Origin of the sequence: Bradyrhizobium sp. AUGA SZCCT0177, assembly GCF_018130125.1 — a bacterium.
GTDB lineage: Bacteria > Pseudomonadota > Alphaproteobacteria > Rhizobiales > Xanthobacteraceae > Bradyrhizobium.
Window position 1 is genome coordinate 110,442 of sequence record NZ_JAFCMA010000002.1, and the last position, 11,599, is coordinate 122,040.

Below are 11,599 nucleotides of genomic sequence, written 5' to 3' on the forward strand. Positions count from 1 at the left end.
GCTAGCGGAACACCGCGAGCACCTTGTCCCACAGCGTTCCGTTGGCGCGATCGCCGTCATGTTTCGACGGCGCCGGTTGCGCGGCGCTGGCGGGATCGGAGGCCGGAAAACTGCCCTCCAGCCCGGCATCGAGTTTTTCGTGCATTTCCCGATCGGCCAACAGCGCGTCACGGGGGTCATCGGCGTGCTTGTCATGCGCCGCGGGATTGAATTTCTCAGCCATGTGGTTCCTCCATTGCCGAGATAACGCCCCCGATCTGCGCCTGTTCCATATCTCGCCTTGGCCAAGCTGGAACCTGCTGTTATCAGAGGCATCAAATATCAGCCTTTCACGCAGGAACCTTTCGTTGACCCAGATATCCCAGAAGCCGTTTCTCGACGTGTTGTCCGGCCATCGGCAGAACGTGCCGCCGGTCTGGATGATGCGGCAGGCCGGGCGTTATTTGCCCGAGTATCGCGAACTGCGCGCCAAGGCCGGCGGCTTTCTCGATCTGTGCTTCACGCCGGAATATGCCGCCGAAGTGACGCTGCAGCCGATCCGCCGTTTCAACTTCGACGCCGCGATCATCTTTTCCGACATTCTCGTCATCCCCTACGCACTCGGCCGTTCCGTGCGCTTCGAGGCCGGCGAAGGCCCGCGGCTCGACCCGCTGGATACGCCGGAGCAGGTGACGAGCCTGGCCACGCAGGCCGACTTCAGCAAACTTGAACCGGTGTATGAAGCACTGCGCCGCGTTCGCCGCGAGCTCGATCCCAACATCGCGCTGATCGGCTTCTGCGGCGCGCCGTGGACCGTGGCGACCTACATGGTCGCGGGCCAGGGCACGCCGGACCAGGCGCCGGCGCGGATGATGGCCTATCGCCATCCTGAGGCGTTCTCGAAGATCATCGACGTGCTGGTAGAGAATTCGATCCAGTACCTGCTCGGCCAGCTCAAGGCCGGCGCCGACGTGCTGCAGATCTTCGACACCTGGGCAGGCGTGCTGCCGCCGCGCGAATTCCAGCGCTGGTCGATCGAGCCGGCCAAACGCATCGTCGCGGGCGTGCGGGCGCAAGCGCCCGATGCCAAGATCATCGGCTTTCCGCGCGGCGCAGGTGCCATGCTGCCCGCTTACGTCGAAGCCACCGCCGTCAATGCCGTCAGCATCGATTGGGCGGCGGAGCCGTCATTGATCCGCGAGCGCGTGCAGAACCGCGTCGCCGTGCAGGGCAATCTCGATCCGCTGGCGCTGATCGCCGGCGGTGCGGCGCTCGATCGCGCGGTCGACGACGTGCTGGCGAATTACGCAAGCGGCCGGCTGATCTTCAATCTCGGCCACGGCATCCAGCCGGAGACGCCGATCGCCCATGTCGAGCAGATGCTGAAGCGGGTGCGGGCGTACAAGGGCTGAGCCAAGCGCGAGACTGTCATACCCGCGAAGGCGGGTATCCAGTACGCCGCGACCTCTCGGATCAATCCCAACCGTCTCTGGAATACCGGATCATCCGCCGGAGCCAGTCATCGGCCGACCCGGTGGCGGATGATGACACCGGTGTTGCCGAAGCAGTCTCGGTCAGAACGCGCGTTTACCGCGCATCCTCCAGAATCATGTCGGAAGCTTTTTCGGCGATCATGATGGTGGGCGCGTTGGTATTGCCGGACATCAGGTCCGGCATGATTGAGGCATCGACCACGCGCAGGCCCTCGATGCCGCGCACGCGCAAGCGCTGATCGACCACCGCCAAGGGATCGTTGCCCATCCGGCAGGTCGAGGTCGGATGATAGACCGTGCTGCCGGTGCGGCGGCAGAAATCCAGCAACTCGTCGTCGCTCGCGACCTTCGGCCCGGGATCGACCTCGCCGACCGCAAACGGCTTTAGCGCGGGCGCCGCGAGAATCTTGCGCAATATCCTTATGCCATCGATGAAGGCGCGGCGGTCGGTTTCGGTCGCGAGATAATTGATACGGATTTCCGGCGCCACGCTCGGGTCCGCGCTCTTGATGCGCAGCGAGCCGCGGCTTTCGGGGCGCAGCTGGCAGACCGAGGCCGTGAAGCCCGATTGCGCATGCAGCTTCTCGCCCATCTTGTCGGTCGAGAACGGCAGGAAATGAATCTGGATGTCGGGCGAGGCCAGCCGCGGACTGGTCTTGAAGAACGCGCCCGAGGTGCCGGCCGCGATCGTCAACGCGCCCTTGCGGAACGCCGCATATTGCAGGCCGGCCATCACCCGCCGTACCGGATTGTTGACGATGTCGTTCAGCGTGATGGATTGGGCGCAACGCGTCACCAGCCGGACCTGCAAATGATCCTGCAGATCGTTGCCGACGCCTTGCGCGTCGAGCACCACCTCGATGCCGTGGCTCTTCAGGAGATCCGCCGGCCCGACGCCGGAGAGCTGCAGCAATTGCGGAGAATTATATGCGCCGCTGGAGACCAGGATTTCCTTGCGCGCCCGTGCAACGCGCACACGGCCTTCCTGCTTGTACTCGACCGCCCTGGCGCGGCGGCCTTCGAACACAATGCGCTGCGCCAGCGCCGAGGTTTCGATATGCAGATTGCTGCGGTTCTTGGCCGGGCGAAGATAGGAGAAGGCCGAACTGGCGCGGCGGCCGCGCTGCGTCGTGGTCTGGAAAAATCCGGCGCCTTCCTGGGTCGCGCCGTTGAAATCGGGATTGGTGGGAATACCGACCTCGGCGGCCGCGACCACAAAGGCTTCCGACAGCGGATCGGCATGGCGCCAATCCGACACCGGCAGCGGGCCACCTGTGCCGTGATACTTGTCGCCGCCGCGCTGCTGGTTCTCGGCCTTCTTGAAATAGGGCAGCACGTCGTCATAGCCCCAGCCGGCATTGCCGCGCTGGCGCCAGCGATCATAATCCTCGTGCTGGCCACGCACATACAGCAGGCCGTTGATCGAACTCGAGCCGCCCAGCACTTTGCCACGCGGCTGAAACACCTGCCGGCCGTTCAAGCCCGGCTCGGGCTCGGTCTGGTACATCCAGTTGACGGATTTTTCCTTGAACAGCTTGCCGTAGCCGAGCGGCACGTGGATCCAGAGATTGCTGTCCTTTGGTCCGGCCTCCAGCAACAACACCGAATGCTTGCCGTCCGCGCTCAGCCGATTGGCGAGCACGCAGCCGGCCGAGCCGGCACCGACGATGACGTAATCGAATTCGGCAGCGTCATTATTATTGTTCACTGGTTTCCCCCGCGCGCGTTGCCGGCACCTCCCATCACTATGACGAAGTGGGATGGTTGCGGGCGATACACCACTCGGATGCATCGCCACACGGGCCGCCTGCTAGGGAAAAGAGGTAGCGGGGGCGTCCGATAGGGTCAAGTTGCCGCAAGCTTTGAGAAATCCGGCGGGCGGCGCTCGGCGAATGCCGTGAAGGCTTCGCGCGCCTCCATCGTCTTCAACCGCTCCGCGAACCGTTCACTCTCTGCCAGTATCTGCGCCATCAACATCTCGGGATTGCGCATCAGCCGCTTGGTCGTGCTGACGGCACCGGCCGGTTGCCTGGCGAGACGTCCCGCAAGCGCCTTTGCCTCGGCATCGAGCCGGTCGAGCGGCACGACGCGGTTGGCAATGCCCCATGCAAGCGCGGAGGCAGCATTCACGGGTTCGCCGAGCGCAAACATCTCAAAGGCGCGCGCATAACCGATCCGAAGCGGCATCAGCAGGCTGGATGCGGCTTCCGGCACCAGTGCCAGATTGACGAACGGCGTTGAAAGCAGCGCGTTTTCGGCCAGCACCACGAGATCGCAATGAAGCAGCATCGTGGTCCCGACGCCGACGGCGCGTCCGTGGACCGCGGCAACCAGCGGGCGGCTGGATTGTGCGAGCGATTTCAGGAAGCGGCTGACGTGGCGCTCGCCCTGCATCTGGCCGGTGGCAATCGCCGCGAACTCGCCGACGTCGTTGCCGGCAGTGAACATGTCGCCTTCGCCCCGGATCAGGACCACGCGGACGGCAGGATCGGTCTCCGCACCCTGGATCGCGTCCGCCAGCGCGCCGTACATCGCGTTTGTCAGTGCGTTCTTCTTGTCGGGCCGCGCCATCGTCAGAGTCAGGATGCCGCCGTCGTTTTCGATTTTGATGTGTTCGGTCATTGCACTTCTCCTCTTGGAAACCTGGTTTGAAAACTGGTGAGCCAACGCGCGACGATTTCGATTTCGGCGTCGGTGAATCCCTCGGCGAGGCGTGCATTGATTTCGTCAAGCCCGGCCTTCGACTGCGCCAGTGCCACGCGCCCGACCGGCGTCAGCCAAAGCCGCCACGCGCGGCCGTCATCCGGATCGGCGCGCCGCTCGATCAGGCGAGCCGCCGTCATCCGGTCCACCAGGCCGCTGATGCCGGGCGGACCGAGGTCCAGCGCCGCACCCGCCTCGCCCATCAGCGCCCCGTCGTGTTGACCGAGGATAAAGAGCAAGCCGGACTGCGCGGCCGTGACCCCGTTCCTCTCTGTCTTCGTGGCGACCCATCGCTGCAGCCGCCGCTGGGCGACGTTGAGCAGGAAGACCAGCCGGCGGTCCGGGCGGGAGGTCACTCGCGGACGCGCTCCTGGAATTTAGTTCGCATGCGAAATATCTACCCGAAGGCTGGGAGCTTGTCACTACTGAATGTGACGTCGCACCTTCGGTACTGGGCGAGGTTCCGCAGCCGGACCGCCCCGGCGAACACCCCGCAATCCGGTCGCATGATGAGGGCTTCGACAGCATTGGTGCGCACGATCGGAGCTGCCGCGCCAAGGGCGGCTAGCCTCGCCTTCGCTAGTCGATCGCGAGCTCTGCCGCCCGGGAATCATCGGCGCCCGGCTGGAGCGACGGCGACGCCGCATGAGGCGGCCGCAGCAGATCCGCAATGCCGCCCGGCGGCAGCGGCTTGCTGAACAGGTAGCCCTGCATCTCGTCGCAGCCGTGCCGACGCAAAAACGCCTGCTGCTCGATGGTCTCCACGCCCTCGGCCACGACGGTCATGCCGAGTGCCTTGCCCATGCTGATGATGGCTTGCGCGATCGCCTGGTCCTCCATGTCCTCCGCGAGGTCGCGAACGAAGGATCGATCGATCTTGATGGTGTCGATCGGGAATTGCTTCATCAGCGACATCGAGGAGTGACCGGTGCCAAAATCGTCAATGGCGATATGAATGCCCCGACTCTCGATCCCGTCCAGCACACGCACGGCGCGCGCGACGTTCTGCATCACCATGCTTTCGGTGACCTCGAGCTGGAGCAGGTTCGGCGGCATGCCGCTGATCGCCAGCGCCGCATCGATGTCCTGCAACAGGCGTTCGTCGACGAACTGGCGCGGGGACAGGTTGACCGCCATCGAGACCGGCCGCATCCCCTGGCGTTGCCAAATCATGTTCTGCGCGCAGGCTTCCCTGAGCACCCAACGGCCGATCGGAACGATCAGGCCGGTTTCTTCGGCAAGCGGAATGAACTGGCACGGCGGCAGCATGGCTCCGTCCGGCGCGCGCCAGCGCAACAGCGCCTCGACGCCGGTGATCTCGCCGGTGTTCAGATCGATCTTGGGCTGATAATGCAGCAGCAGCTCGTCGCGCTCCAGCGCATGCCGGAGGTTGGTCTCCATCGTGAGCCGCTCGATGGGCTGGGTCCTGGTGTCGCGGGTGAAAAACCTGAATCCGTCCTTGCCATCGCCCTTGACGAGATACATCGCCGTGTCGGCATTCGCGGTCAGGGTCTGAATGTCGGTGCCATCAGCAGGATAGATCGCCACGCCAATCGAGGCGGTGACGTTACATTCGTGGCCGCTGAGCTGGATCGGCTCACTTAAAATCCTCAGCAGGTCTCGCGCGACGCCTTCGACGTCCTCCCGCCCCGAAACATCCTCCAGAATAAGGACGAACTCGTCACCGCCAAGCCGGGCGACGACGTCGCAAGCGCGCACGCTGCGCCGCAGCCGGGCGCCGATCTCGGTCAACAGCCGGTCGCCGGCGTCATGGCCGAGCGAATCATTGATGACCTTGAAGCGGTCGAGATCGATGAACAACACGGCCAATTGCCGATCCTGGCGCCGCGCCGACTCGATTGCAAAGTGCAGCAGCTGGTTGAACGACTCGCGGTTCGGCAGATCAGTGAGGCTGTCGTGGGAGGCGAGATATTCGATGCGCTGATCCGCGATCGTTTTCGCGTCGGCGCGCTCAAAATTCTCCAGTGCGAACGCGACATTGTCGGCAAGACGCTGCAGCAGCTCGGTCAATTCAGGAGTGAATGCGTTGCGTTCCCTCGACAGAAACAACAGCGCGCCAAGCGCCTCTCCGCCGCGCATCAGCGGCAATGCCGCGCCCGACATGGTCGCACGGTCCTTGGCGCGATTGTAGAAGTGGCTGTTCACCGGAAAGTCGGCGAGATAGTCATTGCTGATGCACGCCTTGCGCGTACGCATCGCGATGCCGGTAACGCCCTGTCCTTCCGGGTGATGCGCATGCGCGGACAAGCGGATATCGATCACGCGATCCCGTCCGGGACCCGCTGCCGCGACCACCTCCAGAAACTCGCTGTCGGGGCGCGCCAGCGCAATGACCGTGGACGTGAAATCACCGCCCAGCACCGCCGCTTCGCATACCCGCCGGAACAGCTCTTCGCGCGTGCTTGCCCGCATGATCGCTTCGTTGGTGGCGCCCAGGGCGGCCAGCAGGCGCGCAATCCGCTCCTTTTGCCGTTCGGCGGCGCTGCGCTCGGCCTCCTGCGCCAGCACATCAAGCCCGAACGAGACGTTTTCGACGATCCGCCCCATCAGGGCGGTCATCTCGTCATCGAGCCGGTCGCCGCCGCCGAAGAAGAAGTACATGACCCCTACGACCCTGGCGCCGGCGAACAGCGGGAACACCGCGCACGCCGCCAGCCCTGCTTTTTCTACCAGCGGCAACCACGGGCGCGAGCGCGGATCGTTGGGCACGTCGTTGCTAAGACAAGGCTTGCCTGTCCGGAATGCCGTCCCGCCCATGCCCTGTCCTTGCGGGATCGCGGGATCGCAGGAGAAACGCAGGCTCGCGGTGATTTCGGGATAGACGCTCGCCTGCGCGGCCAGCCTGAACCAGGTGGTGTCCGGCTCGGGCAAGAAGATGGCGGCGCCCAGCAGTTTTCCCTGCTCGACGGCGGCCTCGCAGACCCGCGTGAACATCTCGTCTTCCGAGCGCGCCCGCATGATCGCTTCGTTGGTCGCGGTGAGCGCGGCGAACATCCGGGTGATGCGCGCCGTGGCATTGTCGCGGTCAAAATTGTCGAGTGCAAAGGAGGCGTTTTCAGCCATGCGTTCGAGCAGGCCGACCGTTTCTTCGTTCAACGCATCGGGTTGTTCCAGATAAAACAGCAGCACGCCGATCGGTTTTCCGTGCCGCTTGATCGGCACGGCGGCGGCCGACCGGGCTCCGATCTGACGCGCCTGGACATGCCAGCGTTTTGTTCGCTCATCATTGGTGTAGTCGTTGGAGACAAACGAGCGGCCGGTACGAAATGCGGACGGTGCCAGGCCCGTTCCATCGTCCGAGTCCGCGTGAACCGAACTGGCATTGTCCGCGTTCTTCAGCGTATCGACGCCAAGACCGGCGCCGGCAACACAACGCAAACGGCCGTTGCCGTCGGCGAGCAGCATGCCCGTGCCGAGGAACTTGCCGCCAAACACCGCCGCGTCGCAAACCCTCTGAAAAAGCTCATCCTCCGATTTGGCCCGCAGGATGGCTTCATTGGTGGCGCTGAGCGCTCCGAACATGCGCGCCAAATTGGTACGCAACATCATCGATCCCCTATGTCGCGGAGCAAGTTGACGTTTCGCCGCCAAACCAGGGTTATGAAAAGCGGTAAACAAGGAATGAATCGGGCTTAAGAATAACGGGCGGCTAAGATTTCCGGATTAGTCGTACGTAGTTCCCCGGACCACATCTCGATCGGACGCCAGCCTTTGGAACTGGCAGCCCGGATGCGAGCATCCGCGCGATCCCCAAGGCCGCGGCCCGGCCCAAGAGAGCGGCCCAAAAGAGCGGTCCAAGAGAGCAGCCAAGTCATTGGTTGCCCTTTGGTCCCGGCGGGAGGATGCTGTCGGCTATGGGCAAAGGGAGCGCGACATGAGCAAGACAGGTCTCGACAATCGCCACCGCAACCACGACGGCGAAATCAGCCACAAGCACGGCGCCACGCTGGTTGGCACGTTTCGCAAGATTTACGGACAGGGTTTCGCCGCCGGTTATCCGCCAACCGAGAAGCTGAGCGACGTTTTGCTTCAGCTCAACGAGACGTCGCTGAGCCAGCTGCGCCGGGATTACGAGACCGGCCACCTCGAACACAAGATCGCGAAATCCGCGAAGTAACGCCTCGCACAGGTAAAGACCGGCATGGCAAAGATCCTGCTTTCGATGCAAGACTTGCAAGCGCATGCGTTGGCAGAGCTCCGCAATCAACCCGGCTGCTCGAACGTTCGCAAGATCGCCATCAATCGCGCCACGGATGAGCGGGCTGAAAACAATTGGTCGATGTGCGTGGTGTCCGCGGGCGACGCCGATGCCAACGCGGCGGCACGCGCCGCGCTCGATATCCAGAAGGCATTACGCCACGACTACAATCTGGCGGCGGAGTGACCGCGAGGGGTGTGCGCCCCGGTTCTCAGCCGAGGATTGACCGGTACAGGCCCAGATATCTATCGGCCATGCGGTCCACCGTGAATCGCGCCGATACCGCAGCACGGCAAGCAGCGCGATCGATCTCGTCGATGCGAGCTATCGCATCTACCGCCGCATCGAGGCTGTCGACCAGAAATCCGGTCACGCCATCATCTATGAGCTCGGGCATCGATCCGCGGTTGCGGGCGATGACCGGCGTTCCGCAGGCGAGCGCTTCTACCACCGACAGACCGAACGGCTCGTCGAAATTGATGAGGTGGAGCAGCGCGCGCGCGGAGCCCAGAGTCTTCGCGCGCACCGTTCCGCCAACCGGGCCAAGATAGACCACGGATTTGTCGTCGAGTGCGGACGCTACTTGCTCGTCGTAGTAATTCTGGTCCTGGACGATGCCGGCCATGATCAATTTCCGGCCGGACCGATCTGCCGCAGCGATCGCTTCAGCCGCCCCCTTGTCCGGGTGAATGCGGCCGAAGAAGAGCAGATCTTCGCTGCCGTGCGGATCGAAGGGGAAATCCTCCAGCGGAATGCCATGGTGGATTGTTGCGGCATAGCGCAGGTCCGGATGGCGATCGGCGTCACTGATGGCAACATAGTGGACGCGATTTTCGTATTCCTTGTAGGCGGGCAGGATGCGCGCGGAAGAGAAACCGTGGATCGTCGTCACCACGGGGGTTCCGACCAGCCGCGAGAAGGCGAGCGGGACGAAATCGGCCTGGTTGTGAATCAAGTCGAACTGACCAGCCTGCTCAAAGACGTGAGCGACATGGAGCATCTCCCACACCTTCGCGTCGATCGCGGGATTCTCGGAATAGGGCGCCGGGCAGACGGCATCGAGCTTGCCTGCCGTCCGGCTGTCCTTGGTGGCGAACAGGGTGACATCGACGCCGCGTGCGACCAAGGCCTCGGTCAAGAGACTCGTCACCTGCTCCCAGGGGCCGTAATGGCGCGGCGGTGTCCGCCAGGAGATCGGCGCCAGCATGGCGATACGCAAATGACCATCCTTCTCTACTGTGTGCTATCCGGCCTCGAGCACGACAGCTTCATTCGACCCTAGCAGGAGGGCACCGTCTTCGACCAGCGCCGCATCTTCGACCGTGGACAGGAGCACCCGGCTCCTATGCGCCCAATCCGGCAACGGCAGTCGATGCGATTGTGCGCCGAGATTGAGCGCCACAATCAGCCGCTCCGAATCGTGCCGGCGTTCGTAAGCCAGCATCTCGTCTTCCACATTCAACAGAGCGAAGTCGCCGATCGACAAAGCGCGGCGATTGCGTCTGAGCGCAAGCAATCGACGATAAAGCGTCAGGATTGAGTGAGGATCTTCCGACATCCGCGCCACGTTGCGCGTCGGACAATCGGCATTGAGCGGCAGCCACGGATTCGCTGTGGTGAAACCGGCATTTTCGCTGTCATCCCATGGCATCGGCGTGCGCACGGGATCCCGGCCCAACGCCAGACCGGGCTCACGCAACTCGCGCGGATCCCGCACTTGCGATGCTTCGATCATGACATCGCTCAAGCCAAGTTCGTCGCCATAGTAGAGCGTGGGCGTGCCTCGGAGTGTCAGCAACAACACCGCCGCGACGCGGGCCTGGGCCTGCCCACGCTTGGCCGCAACGCGCGGCCGATCATGGTTGCCGAGCACCCAGTTTGGCCAGCCAGCCAAAGGTAGCGCTGCCTCATAGCCGGTGATCGCCGCCGCCAGGGCGCGCGCCTGCCACGGCGTATCGATGAGCTGGAAATTGAAGGGCAAGTGCACTTCCGGGCGCTCACCGCCGTAATAGTGCATCAGACGATCGACCGGCAGGTAGATCTCACCGATCAGAACCCGTTCGCCTTGTCCCCTGGCGCCATAGCCGTCGGCGATTTCACGCATTTCGGCGGCGATCCGGTGCACCTCGGGCTGGTCTGTGGAATGGAGTTGAAGCAGGCGGTGCATTTCACCCATTTCGGGCCGATAGGCCGGGTTGGGCGGATTGTTCGAGAAATCTGCGGCCTTCACCATGTGCCAGAGCACGTCGATGCGGAAGCCGTCGACGCCGCGATCGAACCAGAAACGCATCACGTCATACATCGCCGCCCGCACGGCTGGATGACGCCAGTTGAGATCCGGCTGCTCCTTCAGGAAGGCGTGGTAGTAATATTGTCCGGTGGTTTCGTCCCATTCCCAGGCCGAGCCGCCGAAATCGCTGATCCAGTTATTGGGCGGTCCGCCGTCAGCCGCAGCATCGCGCCAGATGTACCAATCTCTTTTCTGATTTCCACGCGAAGCGCGGCTCTCGACGAACCATGGATGCTGGTCGGAGGTGTGGTTGGGCACGAAGTCGAGCAGAACCTTGAGCCCCCGCCGATGGGCTTGCATCAGCAGGTCGTCGAAGTCTGCCAGCGTCCCAAAGCGTGGATCGACGTCGCAATAGTCGGCAACGTCATAGCCGAAATCAACCATCGGCGACGGATAGATCGGGGAGATCCAGATCGCATCAACGCCAAGGCTGACAAGATAATCGAGCCGCTGCGCGATCCCTCTGAGGTCGCCTATGCCGTCACCGTTGGTGTCCTGAAAGGAACGCGGGTAGATCTGATAGATCACGCCATTCTGCCACCAGGGCGTGGTCATGCCGACGCCGCCTTTGGTAGACGCGCCGGTTGCCGTTTATTGATCACGTGAGGTCGTCAAAACTCATCCACCTATCCACCGCGTCAACCCGACGGATTGCGACGAGCAGCGGCAAAACGACTCTGTTCCTGTTGCGATCGGAAGTCGACGGTTTTCTCCCGTTCTCGCGGCGCGAAGCGACACTAAGCCCTATCCAGGCATCCGATTGGGCAATTATGATGCCATCCATGAGGTCAAAAGCCACGATCGCCACCGCCTGCAAGAGGACGCACTCGCGCGGCCCGAGGCTTTATCTGTTTGACGCGTTTTCTGCACGCGAACCGGAATCCACCCCCGGATCAAGTCCGAGGGCATGCTTCG

General features: G+C 63.2%; 10 protein-coding genes. 3 read left to right on the forward strand and 7 right to left on the reverse strand.

The annotated features are described in order from the left end of the window. Position 1 precedes the first annotated feature (1 nt). Positions 2-223 (reverse strand): hypothetical protein, encoded by a 222-nt coding sequence (locus JQ597_RS02785; RefSeq protein ID WP_212262686.1) that lies wholly within the window; start codon positions 221-223, stop codon positions 2-4. 124 nt (positions 224-347) lie between these two features. On the opposite strand from JQ597_RS02785, the gene hemE reads away from it, so the two are divergent. Next, the gene (hemE, locus tag JQ597_RS02790) at positions 348-1,391 is read left to right on the forward strand and encodes a uroporphyrinogen decarboxylase (protein ID WP_212262688.1); all 1,044 of its coding nucleotides are present in this window, start codon (positions 348-350) and stop codon (positions 1,389-1,391) included. A 175-nt stretch (positions 1,392-1,566) separates the two neighbouring features. Here the strand turns inward: hemE and JQ597_RS02795 are convergent, their stop codons facing one another. The 4 genes from JQ597_RS02795 to JQ597_RS02810 form a co-directional block, all read right to left on the reverse strand. Next, positions 1,567-3,180 (reverse strand): GMC family oxidoreductase, encoded by a 1,614-nt coding sequence (locus JQ597_RS02795; protein ID WP_349628775.1) that lies wholly within the window; start codon positions 3,178-3,180, stop codon positions 1,567-1,569. A gap of 137 nt (positions 3,181-3,317) precedes the next feature. Beyond that, positions 3,318-4,094 (reverse strand): enoyl-CoA hydratase, encoded by a 777-nt coding sequence (locus JQ597_RS02800; RefSeq protein WP_212262690.1) that lies wholly within the window; start codon positions 4,092-4,094, stop codon positions 3,318-3,320. After that, a complete protein-coding gene (locus tag JQ597_RS02805) occupies positions 4,091-4,531 on the reverse strand; it encodes a MarR family winged helix-turn-helix transcriptional regulator (protein WP_312012189.1) in 441 nt (146 codons plus the stop codon). The genes JQ597_RS02800 and JQ597_RS02805 overlap by 4 nt, the downstream gene beginning before the upstream one ends. Positions 4,532-4,754: 223 nt before the next feature. Further along, on the reverse strand, positions 4,755-7,742 hold the full coding sequence (locus JQ597_RS02810) for a bifunctional diguanylate cyclase/phosphodiesterase (RefSeq protein WP_212262692.1): 2,988 nt from the start codon (positions 7,740-7,742) through the stop codon (positions 4,755-4,757). A gap of 328 nt (positions 7,743-8,070) precedes the next feature. Between JQ597_RS02810 and JQ597_RS02815 the strand changes: the two genes are divergently transcribed. Then, entirely contained in the window at positions 8,071-8,313 is a 243-nt protein-coding gene (locus JQ597_RS02815; protein WP_212262694.1) for a hypothetical protein, read from the forward strand. Between the two features lie 24 nt (positions 8,314-8,337). Continuing rightward, entirely contained in the window at positions 8,338-8,580 is a 243-nt protein-coding gene (locus JQ597_RS02820) for a hypothetical protein (protein ID WP_212262695.1), read from the forward strand. Positions 8,581-8,605: 25 nt separating this feature from the next. Here JQ597_RS02820 and JQ597_RS02825 read toward each other — a convergent pair whose 3' ends face one another. Both JQ597_RS02825 and JQ597_RS02830 read right to left on the reverse strand, forming a co-directional pair. Further along, positions 8,606-9,613 carry a glycosyltransferase family 4 protein gene (locus JQ597_RS02825; RefSeq protein WP_212262697.1) on the reverse strand — a complete coding sequence of 336 codons (1,008 nt, stop codon included), beginning with the start codon at positions 9,611-9,613 and terminating at the stop codon, positions 8,606-8,608. Between the two features lie 24 nt (positions 9,614-9,637). Then, the gene (locus tag JQ597_RS02830) at positions 9,638-11,239 is read right to left on the reverse strand and encodes an alpha-amylase family glycosyl hydrolase (RefSeq protein ID WP_212262699.1); all 1,602 of its coding nucleotides are present in this window, start codon (positions 11,237-11,239) and stop codon (positions 9,638-9,640) included. Positions 11,240-11,599 lie beyond the last annotated feature (360 nt).